Annotated in this window: 25 protein-coding genes; 5 read left to right on the forward strand and 20 right to left on the reverse strand. The window is 40.5% G+C overall.

The window, feature by feature from the left end; genetic code table 11:
• Window positions 1-10: 10 nt before the first annotated feature.
• From HMPREF9078_RS07490 to HMPREF9078_RS07505, 4 genes are all read left to right on the forward strand, one after another.
• Window positions 11-442 carry a phage protein Gp36 family protein gene (locus tag HMPREF9078_RS07490; protein WP_009420095.1) on the forward strand — a complete coding sequence of 144 codons (432 nt, stop codon included), beginning with the start codon at window positions 11-13 and terminating at the stop codon, window positions 440-442.
• Between the two features lie 2 nt (window positions 443-444).
• The gene (locus tag HMPREF9078_RS07495) at window positions 445-930 is read left to right on the forward strand and encodes a phage virion morphogeneis protein (RefSeq protein WP_009420096.1); all 486 of its coding nucleotides are present in this window, start codon (window positions 445-447) and stop codon (window positions 928-930) included.
• 4 nt (window positions 931-934) lie between these two features.
• Entirely contained in the window at window positions 935-2200 is a 1266-nt protein-coding gene (locus HMPREF9078_RS07500; RefSeq protein ID WP_009420097.1) for a DUF935 family protein, read from the forward strand.
• 77 nt (window positions 2201-2277) lie between these two features.
• On the forward strand, window positions 2278-3471 hold the full coding sequence (locus HMPREF9078_RS07505) for a phage minor head protein (protein ID WP_009420098.1): 1194 nt from the start codon (window positions 2278-2280) through the stop codon (window positions 3469-3471).
• Window positions 3472-3603: 132 nt separating this feature from the next.
• On the opposite strand, the gene HMPREF9078_RS07510 is transcribed toward HMPREF9078_RS07505, so the two are convergent.
• From HMPREF9078_RS07510 to HMPREF9078_RS11915, 18 genes are all read right to left on the reverse strand, one after another.
• Entirely contained in the window at window positions 3604-3972 is a 369-nt protein-coding gene (locus tag HMPREF9078_RS07510; RefSeq protein WP_157453567.1) for a hypothetical protein, read from the reverse strand.
• A gap of 71 nt (window positions 3973-4043) precedes the next feature.
• Window positions 4044-4964: a hypothetical protein gene (locus HMPREF9078_RS07515; protein ID WP_009420100.1), complete on the reverse strand. Its 921-nt coding sequence runs from the start codon at window positions 4962-4964 to the stop codon at window positions 4044-4046.
• Window positions 4965-5031: 67 nt separating this feature from the next.
• Complete coding sequence (locus HMPREF9078_RS07520) at window positions 5032-5229, reverse strand: hypothetical protein (protein WP_009420101.1); 198 nt, start codon at window positions 5227-5229, stop codon at window positions 5032-5034.
• 104 nt (window positions 5230-5333) lie between these two features.
• Window positions 5334-5795, reverse strand: coding sequence for a hypothetical protein (locus HMPREF9078_RS07525; protein ID WP_009420102.1), 462 nt, complete (start codon window positions 5793-5795; stop codon window positions 5334-5336).
• Between the two features lie 4 nt (window positions 5796-5799).
• Window positions 5800-6360: a hypothetical protein gene (locus HMPREF9078_RS07530; protein ID WP_009420103.1), complete on the reverse strand. Its 561-nt coding sequence runs from the start codon at window positions 6358-6360 to the stop codon at window positions 5800-5802.
• A 32-nt stretch (window positions 6361-6392) separates the two neighbouring features.
• Entirely contained in the window at window positions 6393-6668 is a 276-nt protein-coding gene (locus tag HMPREF9078_RS07535; RefSeq protein WP_009420104.1) for a hypothetical protein, read from the reverse strand.
• 20 nt (window positions 6669-6688) lie between these two features.
• A complete protein-coding gene (locus HMPREF9078_RS11910) occupies window positions 6689-6853 on the reverse strand; it encodes a hypothetical protein (RefSeq protein ID WP_009420105.1) in 165 nt (54 codons plus the stop codon).
• Complete coding sequence (locus HMPREF9078_RS07540; RefSeq protein WP_009420106.1) at window positions 6840-7265, reverse strand: hypothetical protein; 426 nt, start codon at window positions 7263-7265, stop codon at window positions 6840-6842. The genes HMPREF9078_RS11910 and HMPREF9078_RS07540 overlap by 14 nt, the downstream gene beginning before the upstream one ends.
• Before the next feature lie 6 nt (window positions 7266-7271).
• Window positions 7272-7748: a hypothetical protein gene (locus HMPREF9078_RS07545; protein WP_009420107.1), complete on the reverse strand. Its 477-nt coding sequence runs from the start codon at window positions 7746-7748 to the stop codon at window positions 7272-7274.
• On the reverse strand, window positions 7745-7924 hold the full coding sequence (locus HMPREF9078_RS07550; protein ID WP_009420108.1) for a hypothetical protein: 180 nt from the start codon (window positions 7922-7924) through the stop codon (window positions 7745-7747). Before HMPREF9078_RS07550 ends, HMPREF9078_RS07545 begins: the two co-directional genes overlap by 4 nt.
• 70 nt (window positions 7925-7994) lie before the next feature.
• Window positions 7995-8687 carry a DUF3164 family protein gene (locus tag HMPREF9078_RS07555; protein ID WP_009420109.1) on the reverse strand — a complete coding sequence of 231 codons (693 nt, stop codon included), beginning with the start codon at window positions 8685-8687 and terminating at the stop codon, window positions 7995-7997.
• Between the two features lie 19 nt (window positions 8688-8706).
• On the reverse strand, window positions 8707-8994 hold the full coding sequence (locus tag HMPREF9078_RS07560) for a hypothetical protein (protein WP_009420110.1): 288 nt from the start codon (window positions 8992-8994) through the stop codon (window positions 8707-8709).
• On the reverse strand, window positions 8994-9191 hold the full coding sequence (locus HMPREF9078_RS07565) for a hypothetical protein (RefSeq protein ID WP_009420111.1): 198 nt from the start codon (window positions 9189-9191) through the stop codon (window positions 8994-8996). The genes HMPREF9078_RS07560 and HMPREF9078_RS07565 overlap by 1 nt, the downstream gene beginning before the upstream one ends.
• Entirely contained in the window at window positions 9188-9571 is a 384-nt protein-coding gene (locus HMPREF9078_RS07570; protein ID WP_009420112.1) for a hypothetical protein, read from the reverse strand. Before HMPREF9078_RS07570 ends, HMPREF9078_RS07565 begins: the two co-directional genes overlap by 4 nt.
• A 5-nt stretch (window positions 9572-9576) precedes the next feature.
• The gene (locus tag HMPREF9078_RS07575; protein WP_009420113.1) at window positions 9577-10242 is read right to left on the reverse strand and encodes an AAA family ATPase; all 666 of its coding nucleotides are present in this window, start codon (window positions 10240-10242) and stop codon (window positions 9577-9579) included.
• Complete coding sequence (locus HMPREF9078_RS07580; protein ID WP_009420114.1) at window positions 10232-11122, reverse strand: ATP-binding protein; 891 nt, start codon at window positions 11120-11122, stop codon at window positions 10232-10234. Before HMPREF9078_RS07580 ends, HMPREF9078_RS07575 begins: the two co-directional genes overlap by 11 nt.
• On the reverse strand, window positions 11119-13161 hold the full coding sequence (locus HMPREF9078_RS07585; protein WP_009420115.1) for a hypothetical protein: 2043 nt from the start codon (window positions 13159-13161) through the stop codon (window positions 11119-11121). The genes HMPREF9078_RS07580 and HMPREF9078_RS07585 overlap by 4 nt, the downstream gene beginning before the upstream one ends.
• A 160-nt stretch (window positions 13162-13321) precedes the next feature.
• Window positions 13322-13615 (reverse strand): hypothetical protein, encoded by a 294-nt coding sequence (locus tag HMPREF9078_RS11915; protein ID WP_009420116.1) that lies wholly within the window; start codon window positions 13613-13615, stop codon window positions 13322-13324.
• A 136-nt stretch (window positions 13616-13751) separates the two neighbouring features.
• On the opposite strand from HMPREF9078_RS11915, the gene HMPREF9078_RS12340 reads away from it, so the two are divergent.
• Window positions 13752-13928 carry a flagellar FlbD family protein gene (locus tag HMPREF9078_RS12340; RefSeq protein ID WP_083477090.1) on the forward strand — a complete coding sequence of 59 codons (177 nt, stop codon included), beginning with the start codon at window positions 13752-13754 and terminating at the stop codon, window positions 13926-13928.
• 46 nt (window positions 13929-13974) lie between these two features.
• On the opposite strand, the gene HMPREF9078_RS12290 is transcribed toward HMPREF9078_RS12340, so the two are convergent.
• Together HMPREF9078_RS12290 and HMPREF9078_RS07595 are read right to left on the reverse strand one after the other, a co-directional pair.
• Window positions 13975-14100 (reverse strand): hypothetical protein, encoded by a 126-nt coding sequence (locus tag HMPREF9078_RS12290; RefSeq protein WP_009420117.1) that lies wholly within the window; start codon window positions 14098-14100, stop codon window positions 13975-13977.
• Window positions 14101-14104: 4 nt separating this feature from the next.
• On the reverse strand, window positions 14105-14284 hold the full coding sequence (locus tag HMPREF9078_RS07595) for a hypothetical protein (protein WP_009420118.1): 180 nt from the start codon (window positions 14282-14284) through the stop codon (window positions 14105-14107).
• Window positions 14285-14286: the final 2 nt, after the last annotated feature.

The raw sequence follows: 14286 nt of genomic DNA on the forward strand, positions 1-14286 counted from the left end.
CATTATCAACGTGTTTTTAACCAAAGACGAACTCAAAACAGTCGCCACCAAAGAGGTAATAGACCTTATCACCCAAGGCGACGAGCAGATAGTAACCGAAATCATTGCCGAAGGCATAGACCTAATAGCTTCTTATTTATATAAGTACTATGATACCGAAGCTATCTTTGCCAAAGAGGGAGACAAACGCAGTAAAATACTGTTAAAGTACCTCAAGGATATTGTTATCCACGAAATCTATATTAGGCGCACCAAAACCCTCAACCAAGTGGCGAAGCTTCGCTATGATGAGGCTATGCTATGGCTCGAAAAGATAGCCAAAGGAGAAATAGAAGTCGCCCTACCCAAGCGACTAAGAGACACCGATGGCGACGGCACCCCTGATACGCCCACCCCCTTTATGAAGCTCGGAGGGCGAAAAACCTATAAAAATCATTGGTAATTATGTCTAATAACAATTTACAAGAACTCCGCAAAAAGCTTGAATCCCTCGCACGCTTAGTGAAAGAGGATATCCCTATTGTGCTTAAAACAGAGGGACTCAAGTTTATTCAAAAGAACTTCCAAGATGAGGGGTTTAATGATGAGGGCTTACAGAAGTGGCAACCTCGCAAAACTACCGATACACGAGGGCGAGACCTTACCCGTTATCGCTCAGATAGAGTAGGCAAAAAAGGTACTTTTACCCCCTTTGGCAAGCGTAACCAGGGGCGAGCTATCCTTACAGGATACAACTCAGGAGGCAACAAGCTACGACACTCTTTTAGGGCGCGTATGGAGAAAATGCAGGTTACCTTCTACACCCATAAGGAGTATGCCCTAAGACACAACGAGGGCTTGAAAGGTATGCCTAAGCGACAATTCATAGGCAACTCCAAAACCTTATTCAACAATATCAAAAAGGAAATAGACCGTTTATTCATCAATTAAAATAATGGCAAAGCAACTCCATAAACAACGTATAGAAAAGAGTGTCACCCTTAGTGGTAATGCACTTAATAAAAAGGTACATTTGGGCAAAAACACAGCTCAAAACATTCAGCAGGTAACCAATCTAATGGTGGACATCATCAAGCGCCAACGCAGGCTATGGCGTACCGAACTTAACCATTGGCACTCAGCACGTTATGCCCGCTATAGTGTGGACTATCCTCGTACTTACCCTCTGGAGGAGGTATACCAGGATGTACTCCTCGACGGACACCTTACAGGTATCACCGAAAATCGTACTTTAAGAACTACGAATAAGGACTACGTTATCGCCATCGATGAGATTAAAGACGACACCCTAACCGAGTATATTAAGGATAAACAATGGTTTGAAGATGTTATCGAGTTCGCTCATCAAAGCATCTATCACGGGCATTCACCTATATGGCTCAAAGAGGTAACCAAGGGCGAAATCAAAGCCGTAGAACTTATTGATAGAGGCTTGGTAATCCCCGAAAAACACGTACTTTTAAAAGACTACGATGCTACCACTGGCATAGACCTACGAGATGTGCAAGAGGTAGTATTGGTAGCACAATTTTACAAGCATTCGGGGTTACTCGAAAAGGCTACCCCTTATGCTATCCTCAAGCGCCATTCGTGGGGTTCGTGGGACGAGTTCGAGGAGTTATTCGGTATTCCTATACGTATTGCCAAAATTGCTTCGCAAAGTGATAGTGTGAAAGAGGAAGTTGCCCATTGGTTGGAGGAAATGGGTTCGGCTTCGTATGGCGTTTTTCCTATTGGTACAGAAGTAGATATTAAGGAGAACAGCAAAGCCGATGCTTTCCAAGTGTTTTACCGCAAAATTGAAGCCTTAGACAAGGAGTTATCAAAACTCGTACTTCACCAAACAATGACTACCGAAAACGGTAGTAGCAAGGCACAAGGCACAGTACACGAGAATACTTTGGAGGAGGTTGTCTATGCCGACGAAAAGAAGATGTTGGCATTCCTCAATAATCAGCTTTTGCCGGCTATGCGTGCTATTGGTTATCCTATCCCCGATAACGCCAAAATAGCGGTAGAAAAAACAACAGACCCAAACAAGCAAATCAGTATAGATGGCGTACTCTTAGGGCGTGGCTATATCCTTACCCAAGACTATATAGAGCGTACTTATGGGGTGGAAATAGAAAGTATGCCTACCTCCTCCCTTTCCTTGGGAGAGGGACGGGGTGAGGAACAGAACGAGTCAAAAAAAGCCTAAGCCTACTCAAGTTACATTATCATACCCATTGTTGCTCCGAGCACGAGCCTATAAAGCTCAACAAGGAAGACAACGACTTGAGTAGGCTCATAGAGGGGTACATACGTGAGGCTTTTGAAGAGCGTAGTATTAGTGAAGCACAAAGCAAAGAACTATGGCAATACTACTACAAGCACCTAAATAAAGCCTTAGCAGAGGGCTACAACCCTACTATTGAGGAAACTAATACCGAACTCGTAACCTCACTAAAGCACAACCTTGCACGCTTCTCAGCTTTCAAAGAAACGAGTTTTAAACAGCAGATAGAAGCCTCTCTAACTAAAAATGGTAAGGTGCTGTCGTGGCAAGAGTTCAAGGCAGAGGCTAACAAACTGAATATAGAATACAATAGGCGTTGGTTACAAACCGAGTACAACCAAACAGTAGCCAATGCCTTATCGGCACAAAAGTACGAGGAGTATATAGCTAACAAGCGCGTATACCCAAACCTTACCTATCACGCGGTGCACGACGACCGTACCCGTGAAAGCCACCGTGCTTGGGACGGACTTACTCTACCTGTAGAGCATTCATTTTGGCAAACACACCTACCTCCTAATGATTGGGGCTGTCGTTGCTATGTAGAGCCTACTGCTACTCCAGTAACAGAAGGCGTACGCGCAGAAGACGTACCTATAAAAGAAGCCTTTGCTAATAACCCCGCTCTTTCGGGTGAGATATTCCCCGTAATACCCTATGCCAAAGGAATGAGCGAAAGACAAGTAAATGAGGTAGATAAGAAGCTACAGAAACGTCTTAAAAAGGAAAAAGCTAAGGCAAAAAGAGTAGAAACGTGGGAGACTGTACCTACTGAAAAAGGCACGGTAAGAGTAAGTTCTTTGCACGGTAAGGCAGAGAAAACAGAGAATGCCGAAATAGCTTCTTACTTAGCTAATAAATATGGCTATGAAATAGACCTTATAGAAAAATCCAACATATCAGGGGTGAAGAGCGCCGATACATTCAATAAAACGTTAGAGATAAAGCAAGAGTACAAGCGCATTCATAAACCTACTAAAAGTGCTGTTGATAATGCCTTGAGGGGTACAAAGGAACAAGCCAAACACATTGTGTTGGATATTAAAACAGATATATCAAATGGAGACTTGCGCGATAGTATTCAGGATAGGGTAAAACGTTCTACTTGGATTGAGGAAGTATTAGTTATTAGAAATGGTATAGACAAAACCTACTTAAGGGAAGACATACTTAAAGAAGACTGGACTCTGTAAAATAAAACAGGCAGGTAAATATGAGTTACTTACCTGCCTGAGTCGGGGTCGAGAGTTTTCTTATGTAGCCTCCCAACCAATTTGTACTGCAAAAGTACAAATTTATTTTAAACTACCAAAATAATTTGTTAATTATTTTTTTGAGTTCACTTCATCATATAAATTATCACTTAGCTTTTGCATTGCTATAAAGTTGATTATGAAATAAATAATACTATATAGTAATATAACAACCGTAATAAGTGAAAAGTTTATAGTTATACTTATCTCTCTTATTGAAAAATCATAGAGATTGTTTTCTTTATCTCTAAGGTATTTTTCTAATAAGTACAATAATGTTGAAAAAGCAAAGTACTTGATATAAGAATGGCGTACTTTCTTTATATTACTTCGCAACTTATCTATGACTCTCTTATTCTTAATACCTTGTAAATTAAAAGTTATTAGTAATCCCATAGCAATAGAAAACATTATTCCTAAAATAGTAAATAAAGTATTCATATAATAATCATTTAAATACCATTTAAAGAATAATGAAAGTATAACCGCAAATAGTAAAACTAATATGTCTTTTAATTGAAACATTTTTCGAGTTCTCTTAAATATTTTTCCATTGCTTGTTTTAGCTCAGGTTCTGATATTTTACCAGAGTCAGTAGTTTCTACTTTAAATTCCTGCATTTCCTGCATTTCATCTCCTTTTATAGTTTTTCCTTTTTTAGTAATAAAAGTAACATTTTCTAAATCAGAAATAGGTTTTAATTGTGCGCCAAAATAGTTTTGATAATCTTCCTCTTTCATTTTTTTAGGCTTGCTAAATTTAAGTAATAATTCAGCTGATATTACTTCGGAAGCCTTCACTTCATCAAAAGAAAGTACATCCGTAAGCATTTCTCTAAGTAGTTTAAAGCTAATACTCTTTGTTTCTGTTAAATCAAAATTATCTTCCTCCTTTCGTACGGGATCTTGTATTCTTAAAGATTTCAAATCACTAAGAGAAATATTAGGGTTTTCTTTTATAATAGGGGTAAATTCAAAAAGAGTATTTGCTCTTAATGACTCTAACAACCAATTCGTATATGTTTGAAAATGGGTGATGGGAATATTACCTCTTAGTGTTACTATTAAATACTTATCATTTAGTAGAAAATAATAGTGGTCTTTGTAGAATAAAGAAGAATTAACATCTAAATCTCTTAATTGTTCTAAGTGAATAATGTTCTCCTCAAACACTTCTTCTGGAATTTCTGGTATATTATCACTACTCTTAATTCGCAATAAAGTACCAAAAATAACACCCTCTGATATTTCATAATCGCATATCAAATCCTCTTCCCTACTTTCGTCTTTAGTATTTAAGCGCATTCTCCTTTCATTAGCTTTACTTTTAGGTAGTTGCTCGCATAATAAAGAAAAAATACTTTTAGCATTATCAGAAAAATCACTTGTACTAATTCTAAAAGCTCTACATTTTACATTCTTTGGTTTACTCATAGAAAATATATTTTAGACCGCAAAAGTACAAAATAAAAAAGAATAGAGGTAAACAACTAAAACTTTTTTAACTTTCTGCATAAATACCTTCATAAGAGAGGATAGCTTCTACGGTGCGAGGAGACAAATATACCCTACCTGCTACCTCCTCAATCACCGCGTCTATACGCCATTGAGGGTACTTGTTAGTAAGCTCACCGAAGAGTTCACGTATCTTTTCATTACGCCTCTGTAGGCGTTGTTTACATTTGCGTTTAAGTTGCATATACCAAAGAGAATGAGGAATTTTATAGTGCAAAGATATGACATAATTAGCAAATTAGCAAATGAGCCAATTAGCAAATGTTAAAAATTACTAATTAGCTCATTTTAGATTAGTCTGTAGGCTTTTTTTAAACGACGTTTAAAGTCATCTAAAGGGGTTTCATTAGCCCGTTCTTGATAGCGAAACTCGGAGTGCTCTCGCTGTCGTTGTTCATCTATAAAGGTGAAGCGTTCTTTGTCGTATTGGCGAAAAAAACTAAGTACTTTATCAATGCCAAGACGTTCATAAAACTCGCCGTATTCGCCCGATAATATGCGTTTGAATATGAAGGAAATCTCGGTGAGCTTTAAGTAACCGTAATCGTTCATTATTTGGCTACTGCAAAGCCTTATTTGGTCTTCACTCATTGGACGGGATAGGTTGAGCATTTCGTTTAGGTAGACGAGCCACGCCATCACGAACTTGTCGCAAGCCTCTGCTCCATAGTCACGCCTTACGGCGTTGATACTGGGCGTAGGCAGGTTGATAGCATCGTCTATGGTTTTGAGTTTATAGCTATGTAACATACAGTTAGCGGGTGAATAGACCTTGAAGAATCTCTCGCTTGAAATTATCGCTGTAGGCTGTTGTTGCACTACTGTTACCTCGTTTTGCATTTTGTAATATCTTGTTAAGTTGTGAATTGATGTATTTTAAATCGGTATTCTTTTGGTGAAAGGCGTCCATCTTCTGCCAATTGCTGAGTAGGTATTGCCACGTGGCAAGGGCTTCAGTGTCGTTTGCTGATACTTGTTGCAGATAGCTAATGATTTGCTTGAGGGCTTTGCCGTCGGCTCCAGTGAACTTGGGAGGGAAGCCGTACAGGTGTTTGTAAAAGGCAAACCACTCGTCTAAAAACTTTCCATAAAGACTTAAAGGTTCGGGCACATCCTCACGGTAGGACACACTGCCGTTCCATTGCTCTTGGTAGCGTTCTATATCTTCCTCTCGTGGGGGTAGGATAGCTCCGAGTTGTTGGTATTGCTGGCTATTGAGGCATCCGCTTTTGATTTCTATTTTGCAAAGCTCACCTTTTTTGTAGGTGAGCTTAAGTAATGTGTGGGTACGGTGTATGGTTACAGTGTAGGTCATTTGTTTTTATATTTTAATTAAGTAAGCAGGTATCAAAATAAAGCTGTTAAACTCAAACCCGCATAGGTAATATTTGTCTTTTTCTGAGTATTGTGTAAAGGAAATGTTAAGGGGTTTGCATCGGGGTACTCTTCATTAAGTTCATTGGCTTTTTCGATGATGTATTCTTTTATTTTATTTAACTTTTTTGCTTGGTACAGTTCGCCATCCATTCCTCTGAGAAAACAAGAAAATTGTTCTTGCAACTTGTTCTTAGTTTGTATGCCACCGACTAAATGGCAAAAATAATGTGTAGGTGTCTCTTTCATTTTAAATAGTGTTTAAAAGGTTATACTTCCCATTTTTCTTTGGTGAGTTGTACTCCACAGTCCTTGCAGAATAAGGCGGTTACTTCTACAGTACAGTAGTGGGCAAGGGTGCGGAGCTCTTTATGCTTGTGAGAGCAGGTTAATTTGCTAATTTTCTCATTGGCTAATTTTCTAACTTCTTTCATAGCGTTGGGTGAGCATTTTTTCAAAGATGTTATTTACTTTTCCTACCTCACTGGGGGTGAGGTTTTGAAGACTTTTTTTGAATGGGTTTTTGCTTGAGCAGAACCATTTGCCAAGGCGTTTGATGTCGGCGTACTTGGGGTTACTTGTATCGCGCCAGCCGAGTTCGTGACATAGGGATAATAGCTTTAGGTGTTGCTTATTTTGGGTGTCAAAATAGGCGTACATCTCGAACTTATAACCAAGGTGCTCGGCAAGGGCAAAAAACTCGTCTTCGGTGAGGTTTTTGGTACTTGGAAGCTCTCTGCCAATAAAGCTACATACAAAGTTTAGGCGGGCTTCTCGGTATCTGAAACGCTTACTAAGTAGTGTTTGCAGTATACGAATTTGGTGTGCTTTTATTGCGGTTGCCATACATTATTATTTAAAAAGTTCTCGGTACTTAGTTGCTGTTATTTCGGTGCAATCGTTAGGAATGATAATATCTGTCCAATCATCATCAATGATAAAGCCAAAGTATTTGTCGTTAGAGCTATTAAACCCTATGCTTTGGCTAAAGCCTTCGTCCCAACCTATGCAGGCGTTGAGTTCGGATTTGCTAACAGTGACAGCTTTGTTGAAGTCGGCTTGTATAGCCTTTCCTTGTTTGATATTTAGTTTGGGCATATATTCACCATTTCTGACTTCCTTCCATATTTTGGTATCTACAATAGTGTCTTCTGGGAATATCACTGAAGATATGCCTCCCGCTACTTTCCAAAGGGCTTCTCTCCAATATGTAAAACCATATTTATCGGCTAATGCTTTTTGGTTCTCAAAGCAGACGTTAAATTTATCGGAGAGCTTCTGAAACTTTTTGCCGGTTTTGCTAGTTCTTTTTGTTATAAAATACATCATCTATTATTGTTTTTGTGTTTTTTATCTGATATTATAAACTCACTGGTATAAGTATGAGTTACAGTAAAGCCACTTTCTTTGGCTATCTCTGCGAGGGTTTTGCCTTTGTATTTTTCTATTAAATCTTTCTGCAAACTCTCTCTAATTTTGTCTACTATTAAAGCATCGGGGTTCATTTTAAACAGTGTTTAAAGGTTATTTAAAATAGTCGCCAGACCAGTCCGACTAATCTGACGACTGATGTTGTTACGCTTTCTCTTCGTACTTCTCGTGTACGGGGAAGAGGCTTTTAATGTCGGTGCCTGGGGGGAAGTCTACCGATGAGAGTGATAAAGGTATGTTACACTTTTTGCCTTGCTCGTCAATCGTGTTAGCTTCGATATAGAATGCCGAACGCTGTGGACGATAGGCTTGGGCTATGATGGTTACAGCATCGGTGAAGGCGGGGCTGTTGAACTCTTTGGCTACACGGGTGAGTTCTAACACTCTGGAGGCTTTTAGGTTTCCTTTTGCATCCTTTTTTAATAGGCGGTTGATGACATTCACAAGTCGGGCACTATCATCGTCTTTAGCCAGTGATGAGATAAAGTGACCTACTTTCTCTATACCAGCATTAACAGTGTCATCCCAATTGTCGATAACGCGGAAACCATAGGTGATGGTGTTGCCGTGCTCATCGGTGAAAGTGTGGCTCTGTTGGTCTCCTTTAACATCATAAACTTCATTTTTGGTGTCTAACAAGATTTTGAGGGCTTCAAAGGTGTGGAGCTTTACTTCTGCCATCTGTTCTGAATAGGTTTGTAGCTTGCCGATGATTTGTGGAATTGCCTCATTGACGAGGGCTTTGTATGCCTCGCGGTTTTCATTTTGTTGTTTTTCACGTCGTTGTAGTTCTGCTTTGAGCTCTTCGGCTGTGAGGTGTGTTAAATCTACTGTCATAATTAATAATTGTTATTTGTTAATATCCTGTTACTTTTACTTTATATAGCGGGTGCTTGCTTAGTGGTTGCCATTCGGCGTTGTCGTCTTCCCATAATAGTTCTCGGGTAAAAGCGTCATAGCGAAAGGCAGGAGGTTGCCACTGATTGTAAGCACACCAATCCTGTAACTTCTGCACTAAAGTAGGCACTTTGTCGGTTTTACCTGCGCGGTATTGGCAGGTTTGTAGCCGTTGCTCGAAGGTGAGTATTTGTAGGAAAGTGTCGAGCGAAAGGGCTTCGGTGTATTCTAAAAATCTATTTTTCATTAGTTATTCTGTTTTATTAGTTTGCCGTATTTTTTGAGGTCTGCCCACCAAATTACACTATCACCGCTAATACCTTGCGGGAGGTATCGCACAGGACGCTTTTGTTTTTTGGCTTTATTGAGTAGCTCTTGTGCGTGCTCTCTGAGCTTGCGGTTGATGTAGTCGTAATCGCTAATTTCGTTAGGTTCTATTCTCATATTTCGTCCGGTTTATCTTCGGTGCGAGTCGCACAGGCAGTTATTTTCTTGAGTAACACACTTGGGTAGTATTGCAGGATATTCTCAGTGTATATGGTGATGAGCAGGAGAACGTCATCGGCATTGAATAGGGTGATGTCGTTGCCGTAGAGGCGTTCGATGGTTTTCTCCACCTCGCTGTACCATTGATCATCGTACCAATTGAGGAGGTTATCGTTACAAGTGAGTTGTTTTAAGATACCTCCCATTCCCAAATAGCAGAGGTTATCGCACCAGTCTATAAAGAACTCATAGCGGAGGTTCTCGTACTGCAAATAGGTGATCCCTAATTGCTTGGCAAGGGCGTGGCGATAGGTGATTTGCTGGGCTATTGTATTCATAGGTGTTAGCTTGTTTTTAAGAGTTTAAATTCGCGTTCTTGGGCTTTTTCGGATGAGATGAGATAGGGCTCTAACTCATTGGCTCCAGTTCGTGTCTTTTCTATGTAGGCTCGAAAGTCTTTGACGAATATACGGTTTTGACTAAGCCAGTAGAATTTGTTGGCAACGGCTCCTTTTGGGTTTCCTTTGCTATCGGTTTGTGATATACCGATAAAGAGGGTATTAGGAAATGCTTCGATAAGTTTATTGTATAGTCTTGCGGGTTTACCATCGAAGCACTCTTGTATGCTGTCAATAAATACTATTTTAGGTTGTTGTGGACGGTCCAGTCGTAACATCATTTTATCAATGTTTTCTTTTTGTAGGGTGTATCGTTTGTGATATTGTTTTAGTCCATAGCGGTCTAAATTCACAAGTAACGACTTACTTCCATACTCTTCTAATGAGTTGTACAGCACCTTTTCTTTTTGGCATAGCTCTTTCATTAGTTGTAGAGCGTAAGTGGTTTTGCCGTGTCCTGAGTCTCCATAGATGAGTAGCGTGCCACTGCGTTCTACTTCACCGAGGTGCTCTGCCCATTGAGGCGATAGGTCGATAGTTTTATACTTTTTCCGCGCTAAATCTTCATAGGTGTAGGCGCGAGGTATGATTGTTTTTTCGTTATTTTCCATTATTGAGTTGTTGTAGGCGTTGCTTTTCAATTTCAGTGCGTACTTTTCTGAGGCTTCCTGCGGTATTAGCATACATTTGTGAGGGGCTGATAGTAGAGCCATTGGCTTGGCTTACTTGCGCTATTTGGCTGAGCAGGAAGGCTTCGATAGCTTCTTTATCGGAGGGTGGACTTACACGGCTGTACTTGGAGCCGTAACGGTCAAATATTTCGGCATAGCCTACTTTTTTGATACCTTTATTACGGTCGATTTTAGCTTGCAAACCGTCTGCCCCCATCATATACCAACCGCAAGCGTACTCAGTAGCATTCCAAAGGCTTTTGAGTTCCAAAAAGGCGTGATATTCGAGGTCTCCAGCTTCATCTAATATTACTAATGGGTTTTCAAGCTGTTTTAGGTAGTAAACCAAATCTTCATACACTTCGGCATATCGTCCTGTATAGGTAATGCCAAACTCTTGTGCGATTTTGCGTATAAGTTTTTGTTTGGTTTTTACCTGAGAGCAGTCGATATAGACGGCATTTTTGTTTTTGCTTACATACACTTTGGCGGTATGTGTTTTGCCTATACCTGCGCGGTCGCATAAGATAGCTGAAAGCGAACGTGTTTGGCAGGCGGTAAGCTGACTGTAGATGTACTGAAAGGTTTCGGTTTCTACGGTTACCCAAGGAGCCTCGTCGCGGAGTTGCACTTGTAGTTTGCGGGCGATGCTTATCCATTTGGCATCGGAGAGAACGCCATCACGTTCGCCTTTCATTACTCGGTTGTACTGTGCACCATTGATGCCAAGACTTTTGGCGTGGTGGGTGTCATAGCGGTAGTTTTGTCGGTTTTCGGCAATTGCTTGCACGATTTTTTCTTTTAGGGCTGTGGTTATCATAAGTCTAATAATGCTTTATTTATGGTTTCTACTTTTGTTTTGCTGTACTCTTGATAGTTGAGTGCGGGTGTATCGGTGTAGTCTACTGGTGTGTAATCTACTTCGGTAGCGGTGGGTATGGGTGCGGTGAGGCTTCCTAAGCGGTTGAGCTTTTGCACTGATTGGGCACGTACCATTTGGTCGAACTGGGTAACGTAACTCATTGCTTCAGCATATTGTTGCTCATCGTTTTCTGTCCATTCGGCATTAGCACGGTTAAAGGTAGGCACAGGGCTACAAGTGCAAAGAAAGGCTCCGTTTTGGTATAAATACACTTCGGTAATACCGTCCTTATTAGGCAAGTAATAGGCTTCTACTTGGTAGTTGTTGGGGGCTAATAAGGTAAGTACTTGCGGGTTGGGTAGTTGGTATTTTTGGTATTGTACGGTTACGTATTGGCTACGGCGTATGGTAGTAGTGGTGCATTTGCCTATGTATTGGGCTAAAAGGGCTCGGTTGAGTTGTGGCAAATTAGGGTTTACGTTCTCTAAAAATACCTCTAAACGTGTCTTCCCAGGGAAGCGTTGTTGGTCGGGGTGGGGTTGGTTGTTGTATAGGGTTTGCTCTTGGAGTTCCATTGCTACAATATCATCATAAGAGGCTTTGGCTTCTTTATAATTGTTGTTGAACTCGTCGAATATCTTTTGTTGTGTGGTGCGGTTGCTATCACGGCGGGCATAGTGGCGACCTACGTTTTGGTGTCTATCTTTCTCAATGCCGTATTTTTTACCTCGTATCATTGTCTCGGCATACTTCTCTTGTGAGTTGGTAGGGTTACAGAACCGCACAAACGGAAATAGGTTGTTGGCTTTCAGTAGCCCGTCGGCAAACTCTCCCGTTAGGTGTCGTTCTACTTCTATCTGCATTGGGGTACCCAAGCCGTAGGAGGTAGTGAACTGAAACATTGAGCGGAAGCAGTCTAAGAAAAGCTCGGTGTCTTTTTTCTTACTGTGAGCAATACCTATAAGAGCGGTGCTCATCACATCATAAGCATAGTATGCCATTACTTTGGTGCCGTCGGGTAGTTTGGTGTGCATTATATCGCGGTCATCAAGGGTTATCTTACTCATTGAGTAGAGCGGTGCGTGGCGGTGAACGTGAGGGCGCAACTTGTGGCTAAAATCGTACTCTCCATTGCGGGCTTTGGCTATGATAAGCTGATTTTCGGCTTTGCTAAGCCATAGTTTTACAGTGCTTTCAGAGACTTCTAACAGGTTACCATTCTCATCGCAAAAATCGTCTACATTAAAGAGTTCGCCTGTAGCACGGTCGAAAAGTTCTATTTCGCCGTATAGAAACTGCTTGTAAATATCGTATACCGAACTGATGTAAGGTTTATTAGGCATACAGCAGATGGATATAAAGAGGCGTTCCATTGTAGGGGTTACTATTTTAGCATTGTCGGAGCCCTCGCCCTTGTGAATAAAGGTAGCGTAACGCTCGGTAAGGAATTGGTTGTATTTGCGCTGTAGGCTTCGTGGGTTGTTAGGTAATGAAAAGCTCCACTTTTCGGGGTTTAGGGCATTCACGGCTTCGCTGATATTTTGCCATATTTGGGTTTTGCGCTTACCAAAGGCTTTGGCAGTGAGCGGACGGCTTTTAAGTAGGGTTTCGATGGCACCCAGTATCATAGCGGAGGTGGCTTTCTCCCTCTGCTGTGGGAGGGGGAGTGATTTGCCGTTAGGTTTGCGGTGCTCGGCAAAGAAGTTGATGGCTTCGGGGTCGGGTACAATATACTCTTCTAATACATTGGTAACGATGTGAGCCTCTTCTGGCTTGCCGAGCATACGCACGCAAAATTCTTTTGTATTCACACCTTTCACTAAGGGGAGGCTATCAAAGGCTACCCACGCTTCATTACCTTGTCCTTTGCCCGCTTGGGTAACTTGGAGCTTACCACGAGCACATAGCTTTTTGTAGTACTCATAAGTAACTACCTTCCAATCGCTATAAAGTAGGCGTGCGGGGATAGATAATATGTTATTTTGGAATGCGTACATTTTAGTATCTTTGCGCTTTTAAATTAATGAATTATGAATAACGAAATTTCAACTACTGCCTATGCTAATTCAATAGCATTAGGGGCACGTTTTGAGGCTTTTGAAACATTCTTTTGGAATTGGTTAAAAACCATAGAGGGCGATGAGAATGCCATCTATTTTAGAAAACTGTTTTTAGAATTTTTTGCCCAGAACGTACACGGTTTATTTGCTCTAATGCCCACTTCTCTTGAGAACGAGACCGTTCGGAACTTCCTGCAAATGAAATTAGAGGAAATAGAGGAGCATCGGAAGGCTCTTGATGACTTACTTCCTTAATAGTAGGATAGTACTTTACGAGTTTGCGGTACTCTATTTTTTCTCTTTTCACTACTATACCTAAGAAAATAGTGCGTATCTCTTTGCCGATGATAAGGAAGTCCTCATTGAGGAGGTAAATGGTTTTTGTTGTCATTTTAAATGTGTTTTAAAAGGTTTTTAAATGCTTCCCAAGGCGGTTGCGAACCGCTACGAACTTTCTCGCCGTTGGTCGTACCAACCTTGGGAAATAATTACTAACTTTGTGGCGTCTAATTTTAATTTTAGTAATTATGTTCATTAGAATTACAACCACACTGGAAGGTGAATTTTTAGTGGTGAATACTCACCATATTATCACCGTAAGAAGAGGAAGCGACTTTTGTATGATTACTCTCATTAACGGGGAGGAAATCTATACTAATGAGTCTTTTGAGTCTTTAATGAATAGACTCTCCTCTAAAAGATAGTTGCTAAGTTTCTATCTTTGGGGCATACAGTGCAGTATGCCCCTTTTTACATTCCTAAAGGGCTTTCTTTCTTAAATATGAGTAACCCTAAGAAGCGAACTGTTTTTATTACTTTATGCTCTTTTTTATCTTCGTTCTCTATGAGCACTACTTGTGTTTTTACTTGTATCATTACATTATTCTTTTATTGGTTCCAAACATTCTATAAAATAGATATAAATTCTTCCATCTCCGAAGTCTACATCTACACGAGTGTCTTCTCCTTCGTTATAGACTTTAAGGATTATACCGACTCCTTCTTTCATTATCCAGCCAGATTCATTTGGAATTTCTCTTACTTTGTCTCCTACTTTCATAG

Origin of the sequence: Capnocytophaga sp. oral taxon 380 str. F0488 (assembly GCF_000318255.2) — a bacterium.
GTDB classification, from domain to species: Bacteria; Bacteroidota; Bacteroidia; order Flavobacteriales; family Flavobacteriaceae; genus Capnocytophaga; species Capnocytophaga ochracea.

Coding starts and splice junctions, on each gene's coding strand:
- HMPREF9078_RS07580 (WP_009420114.1), bottom strand. CDS start 11,122: ATGATAACCACAGCCCTAAAAGAAAAAATCGTGCAAGCAATTGCCGAA.
- HMPREF9078_RS07540 (WP_009420106.1), bottom strand. CDS start 7,265: ATGGCAACCGCAATAAAAGCACACCAAATTCGTATACTGCAAACACTA.
- HMPREF9078_RS07515 (WP_009420100.1), bottom strand. CDS start 4,964: ATGAGTAAACCAAAGAATGTAAAATGTAGAGCTTTTAGAATTAGTACA.
- HMPREF9078_RS07570 (WP_009420112.1), bottom strand. CDS start 9,571: ATGAATACAATAGCCCAGCAAATCACCTATCGCCACGCCCTTGCCAAG.
- HMPREF9078_RS12340 (WP_083477090.1), top strand. CDS start 13,752: ATGTTCATTAGAATTACAACCACACTGGAAGGTGAATTTTTAGTGGTG.
- HMPREF9078_RS07550 (WP_009420108.1), bottom strand. CDS start 7,924: ATGAACCCCGATGCTTTAATAGTAGACAAAATTAGAGAGAGTTTGCAG.
- HMPREF9078_RS07575 (WP_009420113.1), bottom strand. CDS start 10,242: ATGGAAAATAACGAAAAAACAATCATACCTCGCGCCTACACCTATGAA.
- HMPREF9078_RS07595 (WP_009420118.1), bottom strand. CDS start 14,284: ATGAAAGTAGGAGACAAAGTAAGAGAAATTCCAAATGAATCTGGCTGG.
- HMPREF9078_RS07555 (WP_009420109.1), bottom strand. CDS start 8,687: ATGACAGTAGATTTAACACACCTCACAGCCGAAGAGCTCAAAGCAGAA.
- HMPREF9078_RS07520 (WP_009420101.1), bottom strand. CDS start 5,229: ATGCAACTTAAACGCAAATGTAAACAACGCCTACAGAGGCGTAATGAA.
- HMPREF9078_RS07500 (WP_009420097.1), top strand. CDS start 935: ATGGCAAAGCAACTCCATAAACAACGTATAGAAAAGAGTGTCACCCTT.
- HMPREF9078_RS07495 (WP_009420096.1), top strand. CDS start 445: ATGTCTAATAACAATTTACAAGAACTCCGCAAAAAGCTTGAATCCCTC.
- HMPREF9078_RS07545 (WP_009420107.1), bottom strand. CDS start 7,748: ATGATGTATTTTATAACAAAAAGAACTAGCAAAACCGGCAAAAAGTTT.
- HMPREF9078_RS07560 (WP_009420110.1), bottom strand. CDS start 8,994: ATGAAAAATAGATTTTTAGAATACACCGAAGCCCTTTCGCTCGACACT.
- HMPREF9078_RS12290 (WP_009420117.1), bottom strand. CDS start 14,100: ATGATACAAGTAAAAACACAAGTAGTGCTCATAGAGAACGAAGATAAA.
- HMPREF9078_RS07530 (WP_009420103.1), bottom strand. CDS start 6,360: ATGACCTACACTGTAACCATACACCGTACCCACACATTACTTAAGCTC.
- HMPREF9078_RS07510 (WP_157453567.1), bottom strand. CDS start 3,972: ATGAATACTTTATTTACTATTTTAGGAATAATGTTTTCTATTGCTATG.
- HMPREF9078_RS11915 (WP_009420116.1), bottom strand. CDS start 13,615: ATGACAACAAAAACCATTTACCTCCTCAATGAGGACTTCCTTATCATC.
- HMPREF9078_RS07565 (WP_009420111.1), bottom strand. CDS start 9,191: ATGAGAATAGAACCTAACGAAATTAGCGATTACGACTACATCAACCGC.
- HMPREF9078_RS07585 (WP_009420115.1), bottom strand. CDS start 13,161: ATGTACGCATTCCAAAATAACATATTATCTATCCCCGCACGCCTACTT.
- HMPREF9078_RS07525 (WP_009420102.1), bottom strand. CDS start 5,795: ATGTTACATAGCTATAAACTCAAAACCATAGACGATGCTATCAACCTG.
- HMPREF9078_RS11910 (WP_009420105.1), bottom strand. CDS start 6,853: ATGAAAGAAGTTAGAAAATTAGCCAATGAGAAAATTAGCAAATTAACC.
- HMPREF9078_RS07535 (WP_009420104.1), bottom strand. CDS start 6,668: ATGAAAGAGACACCTACACATTATTTTTGCCATTTAGTCGGTGGCATA.